Raw genomic sequence first — 16,995 nt, forward strand, 5'->3', positions numbered from 1 at the left:
CCGGAATCAGGTCGCATCCGCATGACTGACCATGCCCTTGATCACCACCGCCGTGGTTGCCAGCGCCGCCGGAATCACCAGCGCCGTCAGCACTTGCTCGAAGTTCCAGCCCAGCCCCAGCAGCGTCGCGCCCATCCAGGCGCCGAGGATGGCGCCGAAGCGGCCGATCCCGAGCATCCACGACACCCCGGTGGCCCGCCCCTGAGTCGGATAAAACCGTGCAGCCAGCGAAGGCATCGCCGATTGCGCGCCGTTGACACACATCCCGGCCACCAGCACCAGGGTCGCCAGCAGCGCAATGTTGCCCAGGCTCTGCCCTACCGCGTAGGCAAACACCCCGGCCAGCAGGTAGAAAATGCCGATGACTTTGTGCGGATTGAACCGGTCCATTGCCCAGCCCACGCCCACCGCACTCAACACGCCACCGAACTGGAACAGCGCGCCGATGAAGGCGGCTTGCTCCATGCTCGCGCCACTGTCACGCATCAGCGTCGGCAGCCAACTGGTCAGCAGATAAACGATCACCAGCCCCATGAAGTAGGTCAGCCACAACAGCAAGGTGCCGACGCTGTAGGTGCCGGAGAAGATCACCGCGAACACATTGCGCGCCTTCACGGTTTTCTGTTCCGGCACGCTGAAGCTGGACGCCTGGGCCACCACCGTTGGGTCAATCGGCGCCAGTGCCTTGCGCACTTTGTCCGTACCGCGGTTGCGCACTACCAGGTATCGCGCCGACTCCGGCAGCCAGAGCAGCAAAACGACGGCGAGGATCAGTGGCAGAATTCCGCCGATCAGTAGAAGGCTGTGCCAGCCAAAGGCCGGAATGAGCTTGGCCGAGATAAATCCGCCGCCGGCCATGCCGAGGTTGAAACCGCAGAACATGCTGGTCACCAGCAGGGATTTTTTGCGCTCCGGGGTGTACTCCGACAGCAGCGTGGTGGCGTTCGGCATGCCGGCGCCCAAACCCAGGCCGGTCAGGAAACGCAACACCAGCAATTGATCGACATTGCTGCTGTAGGCCGAGGCCAGGCTAAAGGCGCCGAACAACAGCACCGCACCGACCAGTACGACTTTTCGCCCGAAGCGGTCAGCCAACGGGCCCGAGCCCAGTGCGCCGAAGACCATGCCGATCAGCGCCGCACTCATCACCGGGCCAAGGCTGGCGCGGTCGATACCCCAGTCCTGGGACAGGGCCGGGGCGATGAAACCCATGGCCGCGGTGTCGAGGCCATCAAGGAAGACAATCAGGAAACACAGGATCACCACGCGCCACTGGTAGCGCGAAATGGGTTGGGCATTGATGAAGGACTGCACATCGAGGCAGTTACCTACAGCAGACTGGGGCTGGTTCATTATTTTTATTCCACGGATCGCAGTCGAACGGTGTCAGCAGACGCTGACGAAGCCGCGACAGTAATGATCCGGAGGAAACAGCGTCAATTCGATAAGCGCAACTCTGTGCGTTTATCGAACAGCTTAGGCAAACAGCTGAGCGCTGAGGTCGCGGCTGGCGCTCAACAAACCGGGCAGGAAACGCTGTTCAAGTTCATTGCGGCTGACCCGCCCCGCATGGGTGCTGACATTGAGGGCCGCAACCACCTGGCCGGAAGCGTCATACACAGGAACGGCAATCGAACGCAGCCCTTGCTCAAGCTCCTGGTCGACAATGCACCAGCCTTGCTGTCGCACCTCTTGCAGGCATTCGAGCAATGCCTCGGGGGTGTGAATCGTACGGCTGGTCTTGGCTTGCAATTCGGCGTGGTCGAGGTATTCACCCAGCGACGTGTCATCCAGCGCGGCCAGCAGAATCCTCCCCATCGATGTGCAATAGGCCGGCAAGCGCCCGCCCACCGACAGGTCCACCGAAATCAGCCGCTGCGTGGTTGCGGAGCGGGCGATGTACAGAATGTCATCACCTTCCAGCGTGGCCATGTTGCAGGCCTCGTGCAGTTGCTCGCTCATGCGGTCCAGGTAAGGCTGGGCGGACACCGCCAGCGGCGTTGATGAGACATAGGCATGGCCGAGGGTCAGCACTTTGGGCAGCAACGAATAGGTGCGGCCGTCGGTGGTGGCGTAGCCGAGTTTGATCAAGGTGTGCAGGCAACGTCGTACGGCGGCGCGGGGAATTTCCGTGCGGTGGCTGATCTGGGCGATGGTCAGGTGCCGTTTGCGCTCCTGAAACGCTTGCACCACGGCCAGGCCGCGGGCCAGGGACGTCATGAAGTCCGGGTCGCCGGTCAGTGCCTGGATCCGTTTGGCCGGTGAAGCAACGATGGGGGGAGCCACTGAAGTGAAGGAATTGCGCATTTGATCGTTCATACAAGGTCCTTTTACCCACTCGGATCAGCGACTATTACAAAGGGCTACCGCCTGACGCTCAAGCCCGACCTGCCATCTCTGGGCGATTATCGAACGCTCGACCGATAATCGCAATCCACCGCGTCAATCTCCCGATTCACTGGCGTCCGGTTTTCGCTGACTCACGAACCTCTGATTACATCGACTCGACACAGGACTTAATGGGGCAATCCAAATACCGTAACTTGTTCGATTTAATGGTGTCCGACAGGCATCGCAGCAACGTGGTATCAGTCGGCGTTCTAGTTAAGCGTAAAGTTTCGAGCAACAAAACGGTCACACGCCAAGATCCACTTTTAACTCTTTGGAGATAGTGTTCTTCAAATCGGCCGCTATAATACAATCAGTAGCGCTTCGGTTTTTTACTTGCCGAACCCGCTGCCCGGCAATGCGATGTTCCATCGCCGTTGCCCGTTGCAAGCGCCAGACTCGCATTGAACCGCCCTGCCAGTGCGCTTGCTGAAACAGGAATCTGAAGCTACGTCAGCTGTTTATATCTGGTGCCGTGGCCGCCTGTGACATGGAAGTATTGATCACGCTGTTGCCAAAACGATGCCTTGACGGGCATTGCCCATTCAACGAACGTGATCAATCGATTTGATGCAGCGCGTTTTCACCAGAATTTATCCCAACTCAATCAGGTAGCACTGTGACGAAAGACGAACTGCGCGCGGAACTAGAGCGCCAGGAACAACGTTACAAGGAAGTTTACGGCGGAGAAGTCACCACTTACGCCGCTCAACCCGAACCGGAACGCAAACCCTGGCGTAAACGCGCCACCGTTCAGGATCAGGTTTTCCAGCAGGAAATTCAAAAAATGGAAAAGGAACTCAAAGCCGAAGAGCCGTGACTGCTTCGGCCTGTTCCTTACAAGGGCCTGCCTCTGCACCCGTTAAAAGCGGGATGTATTGATGTTGCCTTTCGCGCCCGCTACGAGCGGGCAGCGGCCATCACCGTCGTCGAATCAGGCAGATTTCCGGTATCTGACCTATTTCTCAGATTTTTCTCACAACCGTTCAAGCCCCTCTTACCGGGCCATGAAGGTTTTGTGACAGTGTATTTTTTTAATTAAATCAACGACTTAAAAAACGCAGCAAAACCGTGGGTTTTCAGGTGCGGCGGCAAAAAAATTCGTTGAAGAATGTTACCGATGAGCAGCTAGTGCATTGATTAGCAGTCTTTTCTGGCATAATCGCGCCCCCTTATGACCGGGTCAGAAAACCTTCATGATCGATTTATTCAGCGGACTGGATGCTTGGGTGCTTGTGAGCCTCTTGCTCGCCCTGGCCTTTGTCCTCGCCTTCGAGTTCATCAACGGCTTTCATGACACCGCTAACGCGGTGGCGACCGTTATCTACACTAAAGCCATGCCGCCTCACCTGGCGGTGTTCTTTTCCGGGGTGTTYAACTTCCTCGGCGTGCTGCTGGGCGGGGTCGGTGTGGCGTATGCCATCGTCCACCTGCTGCCGGTAGAACTGCTGATCAATGTGAACACCGGTCACGGACTGGCCATGGTGTTCTCATTGCTCGCCGCCGCCATCACCTGGAACCTGGGCACCTGGTACTTCGGTATTCCCGCTTCGAGTTCCCACACGCTGATCGGTTCGATCCTCGGAGTCGGCCTGGCCAACGCCTTGATCAACGATATTCCGCTGGCTGACGGTGTGAACTGGCAGAAAGCGATCGATATCGGCGCTTCCCTGGTGTTCTCGCCAATGGCCGGTTTCCTGATCGCCGCGCTAATCCTGATCGGTCTTAAATGGTGGCGTCCACTGTCGAAGATGCACAAGACGCCGGAACAGCGCCGCAAGATCGACGACAAGAAACACCCGCCATTCTGGAATCGCCTGGTACTGGTGATCTCGGCCATGGCCGTGAGTTTCGTCCACGGTTCCAACGATGGCCAGAAAGGTATCGGCCTGATCATGCTGGTCCTGATCGGTATCGTGCCGGCGCAGTTCGTCCTCGACCTGAACAGCACGACCTATCAGATCGAGCGGACTCGCGACGCGACCCTGCACCTGAGCCAGTTCTACCAGCGCAATTCCGAAACCCTGGGCGAGTTCCTGGCTCTGGGCAAGAGCTTGGACGGCGACTTGCCGGAGAAATTCCGTTGCAACCCGCAACAGACCGAACCGACCATTACCGCCCTGCTCGGCACCCTCAAGGGTGTAGCCGACTACCATTCGCTGTCGGCGGAAAGCCGTATCGAAGTACGTCGTTACCTGCTCTGCCTGGACGACACCGCGAAGAAAGTCAGCAAGTTGCCAACGCTCGGGGCTCGTGAAAAGGCTGACCTGGACAAGCTGCGCAAAGACCTGACCACCACCACCGAATACGCTCCGTTCTGGGTGATTCTGGCGGTTGCACTGGCCCTTGGCCTGGGCACCATGGTCGGCTGGAAACGCGTGGTACTGACCATTGGCGAGAAGATCGGCAAGCAAGGCATGACCTACTCCCAAGGCATGTCGGCGCAGATCACCACTGCCAGCCTGATCGGCATGGCGAACATCTTCAGCCTGCCGGTTTCCACCACCCACGTGCTGTCCTCGGGCGTGGCGGGCACCATGGTCGCCAACAAAAGCGGCCTGCAAGGCGGCACCGTCAGAACCATCCTGCTGGCCTGGGTATTGACCCTGCCAGCCACCGTAGCCCTGTCGGCCGGGTTGTTCTGGCTGGCTTCGAAGGCGCTTGGCAGCTGATAAGCAGCCGTACGGAAAAGGCGCGATCCTCATGGACCGCGCCTTTTTTATTGCCTTGAACTTCTAAACGCCTTAGAGCCTCCCTCAAAAAGCAGGCAAAAAAAAGGGCAACCGAAGTTGCCCAAAATGCCTTGCGTGCTCATTACATCCAGAAAGAACTGCGGTTATTTCCGCTTTTGCGAATCCTTCCAGATAAAAAGTCCGAACCCTGCAAAAAACACAAACATGAGGCTGACAGTCAGCACTCCGGCGATCACCACGTTGTCGAAAAACATGACGCGTCTCCTGCACTTGGCCTGTTGCGATAGGGCTAAGTTAACCAAACGGGCAGGAGAGAATATTGACCGGGATCAATGTCGCCCGAGACTGGGCAAGAGGAAGGGGAAAGTTTGACCCGCATCAATGAATGCGGGGGATTTCAGCGCTTTTTCGGTTTGTTTTTCGGCTTTTTCCTGGCCTTGCCCAACGGCATGGCCTGCTCGAACGCCTGGCGAACTTCATTGAGCCGCTTGTCATTGAGGTCATGAACACGCTTGGCGCGCTCAGCATTGAGGTCAATCAGTTTGTCGTCTTGGCTCATGGCAGTCAGTGCATCGCTTGAAATGAGTTTCAGCCGCCGTAGCGTTCGGCAACCCTGCGCCAATAATGCGGCCTGACGAGCGCGCTGACCAGCCTGTGCTCAAATCTCGATATCGACCCACAGCCCCTGCCGCGGCTGATCTTCCATCAGCGGCGCCACCGGCACGGTGTTGTCGGCATTGAGTTCATCGCCGGGAATCGCCATGTGCGCCTCGGGGTCATCATCAGCCTCGCGGCGACGCCGTTCCTGCTCCTGCCTGCGACGCTGTTCCTCGCGCAGCACTAACCCGTCCTCTTCAGGGTTGCGTTTTTGCAGGTCGATGGTGCTTTCACTGGAGCTTTCCTGCACCGGCACCACCGGAGGAATATCCGGACGCTGACGGATCGGGTCGGTCTGTGAAGTGATCGGCACGGCACTCAGAGGGAGCATCGGTGGCAGCATGGTTTTCGGTCTCCTGTCAGCAGGCTGTCGGCTGCGGGGATGGCGACTTGAGCCATCGGTCGCAAACTGTGACCCAATTGGCACTCATTAGTGCACCGGGCGGCGCGTCATGCACAGGTGGGCTAACGTATGACTGTGAGTTTTTCTGAGAGTCCTTTGGCCCTGAAGCCCTCATTCCGTTAAGATAGCCCGCTTTTTCAGGTGGGAGTCAGGCAGCATGGCGCAGCAGTATCAACCGGGGCAACGCTGGATCAGTGACAGCGAAGCCGAGCTGGGTTTAGGCACCGTTCTGGCACAGGACGGTCGCTTGTTGACCGTGCTCTACCCGGCCACTGGCGACACTCGCCAGTACGCGCTACGGAATGCGCCTCTGACCCGCGTGCGGTTTTCACCGGGTGACACCATCACTCACTTCGAAGGCTGGAAACTGACCGTCCGCGAAGTCGACGACATTGATGGCCTGCTGGTTTACCACGGCCTCAACGGGCAGAACGAAGTGGTCACCCTGCCGGAAACCCAACTGTCGAACTTCATCCAGTTCCGCCTGGCCAGCGACCGTCTGTTCGCCGGCCAGATCGACCCGCTGGCCTGGTTCTCCCTGCGTTATCACACCCTGGAACATACCAGCCGCCAGTTGCAGTCCTCGCTGTGGGGCCTGGGCGGTGTGCGTGCGCAACCGATCGCGCACCAGTTGCACATTGCCCGCGAAGTCGCCGACCGTATCGCGCCACGGGTTCTGCTGGCCGACGAAGTGGGCCTGGGCAAAACCATCGAAGCCGGCCTGGTGATCCATCGCCAATTGCTCTCGGGCCGCGCCAGCCGTGTGCTGATCCTCGTTCCAGAGAACCTGCAGCACCAGTGGCTGGTCGAAATGCGCCGCCGTTTCAACCTGCAGGTCGCGCTGTTCGACGAAGAACGCTTCATCGAAAGCGATGCCAGCAACCCGTTCGAAGACACCCAACTCGCGCTGGTCGCGCTTGAGTGGCTGGTGGACGACGAGAAAGCCCAGGACGCACTGTTCGCGGCCGGTTGGGACTTGCTGGTAGTCGACGAGGCTCACCACCTGGTGTGGCACGAAGATCAGGTCAGCCCTGAATACTCGCTAGTCGAGCAACTTGCCGAAACCATTCCCGGCGTGCTGCTGTTGACCGCCACCCCGGAACAACTGGGCCAGGACAGCCACTTCGCTCGTCTGCGCCTGCTCGACCCGAACCGTTTCCACGACCTGCAAGCCTTCCGCGCCGAGAGCGAAAACTATCGCCCGGTGGCTGAAGCCGTTCAGGAGTTGCTGGACAAGGGACGCCTGTCGCCGCAAGCCCACAAGACCATCCACGGTTTCCTCGGCAACGAAGGCGAAGCCCTGTTGGCCGCCGTCAACGATGGCGACACCGAAGCCAGCGCGCGCCTCGTGCGTGAATTGCTCGACCGCCACGGCACCGGCCGCGTGCTGTTCCGTAACACCCGCGCCGCCGTGCAGGGTTTCCCGGAGCGCAAGCTGCATCCGTACCCGCTGCCGTGCCCGGACGAATACCTCGAACTGCCGTTGGGCGATCACGCCGAGCTGTACCCGGAAGTCAGCTTCCAGGCCCAACCAGACACCAGCGAAGAAGAACGCTGGTGGAAGTTCGACCCGCGCGTCGAATGGCTGATCGACCAGTTGAAGATGCTCAAGCGCACCAAAGTGCTGGTGATCTGCGCCCACGCCGAAACCGCCATGGACCTGGAAGACGCCTTGCGCGTGCGTTCGGGCATCCCGGCCACGGTGTTCCATGAGGGCATGAACATCCTCGAGCGTGACCGCGCCGCCGCCTACTTCGCCGACGAAGAGTTTGGCGCGCAAGTGCTGATCTGCTCGGAAATCGGCAGTGAAGGTCGCAACTTCCAGTTCTCCCATCACCTGGTGCTGTTCGACCTGCCGTCCCACCCGGACCTGCTGGAGCAACGCATCGGTCGACTGGACCGGATCGGCCAGAAGCACATCATCGAACTGCACGTGCCGTACCTGGAAACCAGCCCGCAAGAGCGCCTGTTCCAGTGGTACCACGAAGCGCTGAACGCGTTCCTCAATACCTGCCCGACCGGCAACGCCTTGCAGCACCAGTTCGGCCCACGCCTGCTGCCGCTGCTCGAAGAAGCCGACGATGGCGAGTGGCAAGCGTTGATCGACGAAGCGCGCACCGAACGTGAGCGCCTGGAAGCCGAGTTGCACACCGGCCGTGACCGTTTGCTGGAGCTGAACTCCGGTGGCGCGGGCGAAGGCGATGCGCTGGTGGAAGATATCCTTGAGCAAGACGATCAGTTCGCGCTGCCGATCTACATGGAAACCCTGTTCGACGCCTTCGGCATCGACAGCGAAGACCATTCGGAAAATGCGCTGATCCTCAAGCCGAGCGAAAAAATGCTCGACGCCAGCTTCCCGCTGGGCGACGACGAAGGCGTGACCATCACCTACGACCGTAACCAGGCGCTGTCTCGTGAAGACATGCAGTTCATCACCTGGGAGCACCCGATGGTTCAGGGCGGCATGGATCTGGTGCTGTCCGGCTCCATGGGCAACACCGCCGTGGCGCTGATCAAGAACAAGGCACTCAAGCCGGGCACCGTGTTGCTGGAACTGTTGTATGTCAGCGAGGTGGTTGCCCCACGCTCGCTGCAACTGGGCCGCTATCTGCCGCCGGCTGCCCTGCGCTGCCTGCTCGATACCAACGGCAATGACCTGTCGGCCCGCGTGTCGTTCGAAACCCTGAACGATCAGCTCGAAAGCGTACCTCGTGCCAGTGCCAACAAGTTCATCCAGGCTCAGCGTGACCAACTGACGCCACGGATCAACGCCGGTGAAGCGAAGATCCTGCCGCGCCACACTGAACGTGTCGCCGAGGCGCAGCGTCGCCTGGCCGCCGATACCGAGGAAGAACTGGCGCGCCTCACCGCCTTGCAAGCGGTCAACCCGACCGTGCGCGACAGCGAACTGGTGGCTCTGCGTAAACAACGCGAGCAAGGCCTGGCCATGCTCGACAAGGCTGCGCTGCGACTGGAAGCGATTCGGGTGTTGGTGGCGGGTTAACAACTTTCCTCCACCGCTATAAAGGAAGGCCCGCAGCGATGCGGGCCTTTTTTGTTTGCTTCAATTTCAGTAGTGCTGCTGATGGCCTCATCGCGAGCAAGCTCGCTCCCACATTGGATCTTCAGTGCCTATGAGATACCTGTGGGAGCGAGCCTGCTCGCGATAGCGGTCAAGCAGTCACCGCAGAACCTTCAGGCTCAACCACCGCCACCAACCCTTCCTTCATCCGCTTGGCATCGCGCACAAAACACCGCGAAGCCAGGAACAGAAACACCACGGTGAAAAACAGTGCCACCGGAATCAGGTACATCGCATCGTGCAGGCCGACCGCCTTGAAGGCTTCGGTCATCTGCTCGGCACCCGCCGCCAGCATCGCCGAGTGGGCAAAGTGATCCGACAGAGCCCCGACCACCACCGGCCCCAAGCCCCCACCCAACAGATACAGCCCGGCAAAGAACAACGCCATCGCCGTTGCCCGCAACCGCGGCTCGACCACATCCTGAATCGCCGTGTACACGCAGGTATAGAAGTTGTAAGCGAACAACCAACCCAGGCTAAACACCGCAATAAACACACCGATCTCGATTCGCCCGGAATGCAGCGCCCACGCGGTGCAGACCGTCGAAATCATCAGGCTAAAGGCGGCAAACAATAGCCGCCCGTTAGCAATCCGCTGGTGAATCTTGTCCGCAACCCAGCCACCGAGGGTCAAGCCAACCAACCCGGTCACGCCAACAATAACCCCGGTGGCGACCGCGGCATCCTGCAACGGCATGAGGAAGTACCGTTGCAGCATCGGCACCAGAAACGAGTTGCAGGCATAGGTGGCGAAGTTGAAACACAGACCGGCCATGACCAGCCAGAGGAAGGTTGGCACAGCCAATACCCGACGGATCGGCCGATCGATCTTTTCCTGCGAAACCTGAACGCTCTCGGCGGCGCCGCGCTTCGGTTCCTTGATGAAAAACATGAAGATCGCGAGGATCAGCCCCGGCACCGCCGCGATAAAGAACGGCGCGCGCCAGCTATCGAAGGCCTTGACCATCGCACCTATGGTGAAGAACGCCAGCAACAGCCCCAATGGCAGCCCGAGCATGAAGATCCCCATGGCCCGTGCCCGGCGGTGCGCCGGAAACAAGTCGCCGATCAGCGAATTGGCGGCCGGTGCATAACTGGCCTCGCCGATGCCGATGCCCATGCGCACGATCAGGAAGCTCCAGAAACTGCCCACCATACCGTTGACGGCGGTCAACCCGCTCCACACCGCCAGCCCCCAGCCCATCAGCTTGCTGCGCGAGCCGGTATCGGCCATGCGCCCCAGCGGCAAGCCGGCAATGGCGTAGACGATGGTGAATGCCGTCCCGATGATCCCCAACTGGAAATCACTGAGGTGCCATTCCATGCGAATGGGCTCGATGATGATGGCCGGAATGGTGCGGTCGAAAAAATTGAACAGGTTGGCCAGGAACAACAGGAACAGGATGCGCCAGGCATTGGCCGCTTGGGTCGAGTTCTGCATGGGTCCGTCTCTTTTATTGTTTTTGGGGCGTCACTGCCCCCGGACTTTGCAATCTAGACAGGCCGGCCACAACTGTCTTTCATTATTCGCCAGGCTGATACCAACCCATGGGACGCAACCTGTAGGAGCTTTCGCAGGGCGGGTATTTCACACTCCGTCCGGTCGTTGAAAAATACCTTTCTCCCCCCCTTCCCAAGCCGTTGGCGAAGCCTAGAATAGCGGCCTTGTTTCCCCCCCTGTGTCTCCACTCCTCCTTACGATAATCGCCCATGTCCGAAGCCAGTCCGTGTCTGAATTGCGGTGCCTGCTGTTCTCATTTTCGCGTGTCATTTTTCTGGGGTGAATGTGCCTCGTCCGGGGGGACGGTACCCGATGAGCTTGTCGAGCAGATCAGCCCCAGCCGGGTCGCGATGCTCGGAACCGGCTGCAAACCCGTGCGCTGCACCAGCCTGGTGGGAGACGTCGGCAGTACGGTGCAGTGCTCGATTTACGAAAAACGCTCCAGCACCTGCCGGGAATTCGACGCTTCGTGGGTCGATGGCGTGGCCAATCCCGATTGCGACGCGGCCCGTGCCGCTTTCGGCTTGCCGGCCCTGCAACCCGCATTCGAGACGCCTCAGAAGCAAATCGCCTGAGCATTAGCACCAATCGCTATTAGGTTAATGTCAAAATCATTGAAAGCAATGTGCCACTACCGTTTGCGCTCCAACCATGCCCTCTATACTCCAGGACATTCGCCGACGCTCCTTGCGCCGGCCTGAGGGATAACGATGGGGGCATGCTATGGAGTGGCTTGGTTTGCATTTCATTACCGAGCTACCAGAGAGTGGGCAGGTCATACTTAATTGCACACATGACCCTTTTCTGGTGCTGCTGGCTTATCTGGTCGCCTGTGTCGGCAGCTTCGCGACACTGGACATGGCCGAACGGGTTGCTCACGCTGAAAAGTCCGCTTCCCAGACGCTCTGGCGCTGGGTTGGCAGCGGATGCCTGGCCGGCAGTATCTGGGCCATGCACTTCGTCGGGATGCTGGCATTCCAGGCGCCTATCGATCTTCACTACCAACTGCCTGTCACGGTGTTCTCGCTAACCATCGCGCTGCTCGCCGCGTGGCTGGCCATGCATACCCTCAGCCTTCCTGAGCTGAGTTTGCGACAGTGCCTCATGTCATCGATCGGGATCGGCCTGGGTATCGCGACCATGCATTATGTGGGAATGACGGCCATGCACTCCAATGCCTCGGTCTATTACCATCCGGGCCTGTTCGCCCTTTCCATCGTGATCGCGATCGGTGCCGCGCTGGCAGCCTTGTTACTGGCATGGTATCTGCGCGACGGCACCGGCATGCTGCATCATCTCTTCAAATACTGCGCCAGCCTGTTGCTCGGGGCTGGCATCCTCAGTATGCACCTCACGGCCATGGCCGCCTTCAACCTGGTGCTGCCCAGCGACAGCCTGCCAGCGCAAACCGGCGAAAACAGCCAACTGCAACTGGCACTGACCGTGGCGGTCATGACCCTGCTGATCATCGGCAGCAGCATCAGCGCGGCGCTGGCGGACAAGAAACTGCAACGCAAGGACCACGACCTGCAACGGGTCAACTCCCTGCTCAGCCAACTGGATCAGGCGCGCATGTCGCTGCAACAGGTGGCGCACTACGACGCGCTGACCAACCTGATCAACCGCCGCGGATTCAACCAGATCTTCGCCGAAAAACTCATCGAGAAATCCAACAAAGGCGGGATGCTGGCGGTCATGTTCCTGGACATCGACCATTTCAAGCGGATCAACGACAGCCTTGGTCACGATGCCGGTGACGAACTGCTCAAAGTGCTTGCCGGGCATATCAAGAGCTCGATTCGCAGTCACGAGGATGTGGTCGCACGCTTCGGCGGCGACGAGTTCTGCCTGCTCATCGACCTGCATGATCGTGACGAAGCGCGACAGATGGCCCAACGCATCATGCTGAAAATGAAGGAGCCCATCGAACTGGCCGGCAGGCGCATGGTCATGACCACCAGCATCGGCATCAGCCTGTTTCCGGAGGACGGCAAGACGTGTGAAGAACTGCTGAAGAACGCCGACCTGGCGCTGTATCAGTCCAAGGGCGGCGGCCGCAACGGGCTGAGCTTTTTCAGCGCCAACCTGAAAACCCGCGCCACACTGGAACTGCAACTGGAAGAAGAACTGCGCCATGCCCTGCGTGAAAACACTGGCCTGATGCTCTATTACCAGCCGATCTATGACCTCAAGACCGGTCAGGTCAGCAAGCTCGAAGCCTTGATCCGCTGGCAACACCCGGTCCACGGTTTCCTCGTACCGGATCGTTTTATCGCCATCGCCGAGGCCAACGGCCTGATCGCCGAGCTGGACAACTGGGTGCTGCGCAAGGCTTGCGAGGATCTGGGCGAGTTGTCGCGCCAGGGCTGTGAAGACCTCAAGATCGCCGTGAATTGCTCGCCCCTGAACCTGGCGCGCGAAGAGCTGGCCGATGAAATCGAGTACGCATTGCGTGCCTGCGGTGTGGAGCCCCACCGGCTGGAACTGGAAGTCACGGAAAACGCCTTGATGGGCAATATCGCCAACACACTGGTGTTGCTGCGACAGATTCGTGCCCTCGGCGTGTCGCTGTCGATCGATGACTTTGGCACCGGCTACTCATCCCTGACCTACCTCAAGCGCTTGCCGCTCAACACGCTGAAAATCGACCGCTCGTTCATCCAGGACATCCCCAAGGCCACCCAGGACATGGAGATTGTCCAGGCGATCATCGTCATGGCCCATACCCTGCACCTGCAAGTGGTCACCGAAGGGGTCGAAACCTTCGAGCAATATCAGTTCCTGCAAAACCATGGCTGTGACTTCGTTCAGGGCTATTTGCTCAGTCGGCCGGTGCCGCTGACCGAGTTGCATCCGGTGCTGAACGAAATCAACCAGCGCAAGCACGCCTATACCGTCACGACGCTGAGCCTGGCTCACGGTACATCTGCACTAATGTAGACGGGTCTTTTTCAAGGAAGCCCTGACTGCCATGCAGGCGCATCAACTGCGCGGCCAGACCGCTGATCGGTGTCGCCGAGCCTTGCTCACGGGAAAACTTCACTGCTGTATCCAGATCCTTGAGCAATGTCCGCACGTGCCACTTGACCGGCTCGAAACGGCTTTCAGCCATTTGCGGGGCGAGGATCTGCAACGGTTTCGAATCGGCAAAGCCGCCGGCCAGCGCTTCGGCGATCAGGCTTGCATCAACCCCGGAACGTTCCGCCAGCGCGACCACTTCGGCAATCACCAAGGCATTGCAAGCGACGATCATCTGATTGCACGCCTTGGTCACCTGACCTGCCCCGACGCCGCCCATGTGGGTCACACGCTGCCCCAGGTTCAACAGGACAGGCCGGATCCGTTCCAGATCCTGTACGTCACCGCCGACCATGATTGCCAGGCTCCCGGCTTCAGCCCCAACCACACCGCCGGACACCGGCGCGTCGAGCCAGTCCATGCCGGTTTTATCGGCGAGCTCTGCGGCCATTTCCCGCGTGGCATTGGGCTCCAGGCTGGAAAAATCCACCAGTAACTGGCCTTTTTTTGCCCCCTCGATAATGCCTGTCGGACCAAACACTACCTCGCGTACCACCGCCGTATCCGCCAGACACAACATCACCACGTCAGCGTGCTGGCACAGTTCGGCCGGGCTGGCGACCTGGCGTGCGCCTGCCTCCACCAGCGGCTTGCACTTGTCCGGATTGCGATTCCATACCGCCAGCGGATAACCCGCGGCCAGCAGGCGCCGGCACATCGGCAGCCCCATCAGGCCGATCCCGGCAAACCCTAGCGAAGGTAGCGTTGACATCATTTTGCCTCTTCTTGATTAAAGATCACCGAATATTGGCCGATCCATCATGACTTAGGAAAGGACTCACTCCGAGTGATGCTCAGGCTAAAGACCAAGGCATGGTCCAAGTACGCGCTGAAAAAAGACGCGATTGTATTCCGTGACGGTTCGACGACAGTGAGTCGGCCAACCAATCAGCCCAAGTAGATGGCGAACAATGACTTCTAAAAATAACCCGGCCACTGCGGTAACCGATCTGACATTGAGCCCCGCCGCCAACAGCCCGTCATCACCGAAGCCATTGATTCAAACCCGCCCGTTGGCGACCCAGCAATACCTGTACTTCACCGAAACCAACACCGACCGCATCCTCGATAACCTCGACGGCCTGCGCGACATGGTGTTCCCGCGCGCACCGCATCTGGAAGGCGACAGCGAACAGCACAACGATCAGGAATTCCCGTCGGTGTGCCTGATCGGCCTGGGCCGCTGCGGTTCGAACATTGCGCTGGACGTGGCGGAGTTGGTGTACAACGCCCGAAAGTTCTACCTCAACGAACTCAACAACGAAGATCGCCTGTCGCCGGACAAGCGTTTTGCCGAAAAGGGCTACAGCCCGGCCCAGTGGATCCGCAACAACCTGCGCCTGGGCCAGAACAAAAACACCAAGCCGGTGTTTCTGGTCGAACCGCTGGTGATGCTCGGCGACCTGGACAAGGACATCGCCGGACGCATCCGCTTCTCGCGCAAGGGCGAAAAAAGCGGTTTCCTGCGTGACTACAGCAAGATGAAAATCATGGACTTGTCGGAAGTCCACGCCGGTGGCGCCGGTAACGCGCCGATCCTCGGCCAGTACCTGGCCAAGATTATCCTGAACAAGGACACCCAGCGTTTCTCCAGCCCTGACTGGAAAATGATTCACTCGTACCTGATCGACAGCTGCGGCATCAAGGCCAACCAGTCGCGCCTGTACTTCTCGATCTTCAGTGCCGGCGGCGGTACCGGCTCGGGCATGGCTTCGGAATTCGGCCTGGCCCAGCAGCACTCGTACATGAACAAGACGTTCGACACCAAACCGATGGACGAGCACGACAGCAAGAGCGGCCACTCCTTCGTCTTCGAACCGATCTTCACCAGTGGCATCTGTGTACTGCCGAACATTTCCGATCACCGCAGTGAAATGTCCGAGGCGCTGCACATTAACGCCGGCCGCCTGCTGTGCAAGTACCTGTCGGAAGAGTGGGACTTCTCCTACAACTTCGCCAACGAAGACAGCAGCGAAGCCAGCGTCATGGGCCGCATCCGCCCATGGAACGCGATGATGCTGATTTCCAACGACATCATGCGTTACGCCGAAGAGAACGATGACGGCAATATCCAGAACATTGATGTCAATGCCATGGAAAAGCATGCCAACCAATACATCTCGCAGCAGATCTTCAACATTCTCACAGCCCAGGCGGTGACCACCGACTACGACCAGAACTATTTCCGTCGCGCCGGCATCGATATCGGCGAAACCATCCGCCTGGACGCCAACGACCTGTTCATGAGCCTGGCCGGCCCGGTGGCAATTGCCTATGCCGAGTCCGTGGTGCCAGAAACCCCGCCGCCGAGCAGCGACAAATTCAAGGTGTTCGAGAAAGAGCCGCAGCGCCTGAACATCGACGACCTGTTCTTCCGTTCGATCGACTTGCCGCACTTCAACAAGGTCACCCAGGCCATCGAAGGCATCAGCCTGTTGCCGATCGAGTCCAAGCGCTATCGCGCGTCGCTGGAGCAGTACAAGAACTCGGGTTACGACGCGGCGGCCCTGCATGACCTGCACTTCTTCAAGAATTGCTCGTCGGTGGTGTCGATCGTTTCGTTGCCAAAGGACTACAAGCTGTCCTACATGGACCTGAACCGGTTGAAGACTCACCTCAACAGCCTGTTCCCCAACACCACGCTCAAGCGCTACGCGCTGGTGATCGGTGCCTCGGCCAACCTGTCGCTAACCACCCTGATCGCCAAGAGCCCGTGCCTGTCGGACGACTTCCTGACGCTGATCGTGGCCTTCATCAAGCGCTGCTTTGCGAAGTCGGCCTACCGTTTCGACGAAACCCTGGATAACTCGATTCTGGACTTCATCGTCCAGGAAGAATTTGACGAAGGCCGCATCGACGACTTGCTCAACGAATTCGAGAACCCGGCGAAGATCCTCGATACCAACTGGTACGCGATCAAGCCGATGTACGAGAAGAAGTACCGCGAACTGATCAACGACAAGGAAAAATTCGTCTCGATCAACGACATCCGCCTGTCGCGCGATTGTGTGAAGAAAGCGATCAAGTACCTGCGCGAGATCTACCGTCACCGCATTGGCAAGACCAAGGTTATTTCGTTGAATAACCATACCGGCAAGACGACTTAACAAGACGGGAAAACTCGTCGCCCCTATCGCGAGCAAGCTCGCTCCCACAGGGATCGCATTCTTTCAGAGAGAACGCGGTCAACTGT

At 59.1% G+C, this 16,995-nt stretch carries 13 protein-coding genes; 6 read left to right on the forward strand and 7 right to left on the reverse strand.

The annotated features are described in order from the left end of the window. Positions 1-6 precede the first annotated feature (6 nt). Together pcaK and pcaR are read right to left on the reverse strand one after the other, a co-directional pair. Complete coding sequence (pcaK, locus tag AC1D1M_RS17850; RefSeq protein WP_477776683.1) at positions 7-1,353, reverse strand: 4-hydroxybenzoate transporter PcaK; 1,347 nt, start codon at positions 1,351-1,353, stop codon at positions 7-9. A gap of 123 nt (positions 1,354-1,476) precedes the next feature. Continuing rightward, complete coding sequence (gene pcaR, locus AC1D1M_RS17855; protein WP_223550841.1) at positions 1,477-2,319, reverse strand: pca regulon transcriptional regulator PcaR; 843 nt, start codon at positions 2,317-2,319, stop codon at positions 1,477-1,479. Between the two features lie 688 nt (positions 2,320-3,007). On the opposite strand from pcaR, the gene AC1D1M_RS17860 reads away from it, so the two are divergent. Continuing rightward, positions 3,008-3,208: a hypothetical protein gene (locus AC1D1M_RS17860; protein ID WP_008054177.1), complete on the forward strand. Its 201-nt coding sequence runs from the start codon at positions 3,008-3,010 to the stop codon at positions 3,206-3,208. 376 nt (positions 3,209-3,584) lie between these two features. Beyond that, the gene (locus AC1D1M_RS17865) at positions 3,585-5,060 is read left to right on the forward strand and encodes an inorganic phosphate transporter (protein WP_477776684.1); all 1,476 of its coding nucleotides are present in this window, start codon (positions 3,585-3,587) and stop codon (positions 5,058-5,060) included. Positions 5,061-5,224: 164 nt separating this feature from the next. On the opposite strand, the gene ccoM is transcribed toward AC1D1M_RS17865, so the two are convergent. From ccoM to AC1D1M_RS17880, 3 genes are all read right to left on the reverse strand, one after another. Beyond that, entirely contained in the window at positions 5,225-5,335 is a 111-nt protein-coding gene (gene ccoM / locus AC1D1M_RS17870) for a cytochrome c oxidase subunit CcoM (RefSeq protein ID WP_007998356.1), read from the reverse strand. A 143-nt stretch (positions 5,336-5,478) separates the two neighbouring features. Continuing rightward, a complete protein-coding gene (locus AC1D1M_RS17875) occupies positions 5,479-5,640 on the reverse strand; it encodes a hypothetical protein (protein ID WP_178076663.1) in 162 nt (53 codons plus the stop codon). A gap of 99 nt (positions 5,641-5,739) precedes the next feature. Beyond that, positions 5,740-6,081: an aspartate-semialdehyde dehydrogenase gene (locus tag AC1D1M_RS17880; protein ID WP_477776685.1), complete on the reverse strand. Its 342-nt coding sequence runs from the start codon at positions 6,079-6,081 to the stop codon at positions 5,740-5,742. Positions 6,082-6,298: 217 nt separating this feature from the next. Between AC1D1M_RS17880 and rapA the strand changes: the two genes are divergently transcribed. After that, positions 6,299-9,145, forward strand: a complete 2,847-nt coding sequence (rapA, locus tag AC1D1M_RS17885; RefSeq protein WP_477776686.1) for an RNA polymerase-associated protein RapA — start codon at positions 6,299-6,301, stop codon at positions 9,143-9,145. Positions 9,146-9,314: 169 nt separating this feature from the next. On the opposite strand, the gene AC1D1M_RS17890 is transcribed toward rapA, so the two are convergent. Continuing rightward, on the reverse strand, positions 9,315-10,664 hold the full coding sequence (locus AC1D1M_RS17890; protein ID WP_477776687.1) for a spinster family MFS transporter: 1,350 nt from the start codon (positions 10,662-10,664) through the stop codon (positions 9,315-9,317). A 269-nt stretch (positions 10,665-10,933) separates the two neighbouring features. Here AC1D1M_RS17890 and AC1D1M_RS17895 point away from each other — a divergent pair, with 269 nt between their 5' ends. Together AC1D1M_RS17895 and AC1D1M_RS17900 are read left to right on the forward strand one after the other, a co-directional pair. Continuing rightward, positions 10,934-11,299: a YkgJ family cysteine cluster protein gene (locus AC1D1M_RS17895; protein WP_150727609.1), complete on the forward strand. Its 366-nt coding sequence runs from the start codon at positions 10,934-10,936 to the stop codon at positions 11,297-11,299. A gap of 148 nt (positions 11,300-11,447) precedes the next feature. Continuing rightward, positions 11,448-13,664 (forward strand): putative bifunctional diguanylate cyclase/phosphodiesterase, encoded by a 2,217-nt coding sequence (locus tag AC1D1M_RS17900; protein ID WP_477776688.1) that lies wholly within the window; start codon positions 11,448-11,450, stop codon positions 13,662-13,664. Here AC1D1M_RS17900 and AC1D1M_RS17905 read toward each other — a convergent pair. Then, a complete protein-coding gene (locus AC1D1M_RS17905; RefSeq protein ID WP_477776689.1) occupies positions 13,621-14,517 on the reverse strand; it encodes an NAD(P)-dependent oxidoreductase in 897 nt (298 codons plus the stop codon). The two genes, AC1D1M_RS17900 and AC1D1M_RS17905, sit on opposite strands and share 44 nt — an antisense overlap. Before the next feature lie 196 nt (positions 14,518-14,713). Here AC1D1M_RS17905 and AC1D1M_RS17910 point away from each other — a divergent pair, with 196 nt between their 5' ends. Next, positions 14,714-16,909 (forward strand): hypothetical protein, encoded by a 2,196-nt coding sequence (locus AC1D1M_RS17910; protein ID WP_477776690.1) that lies wholly within the window; start codon positions 14,714-14,716, stop codon positions 16,907-16,909. Positions 16,910-16,995: the final 86 nt, after the last annotated feature.

The sequence above is a fragment of the Pseudomonas sp. P1_F7 genome, from assembly GCF_056405655.1.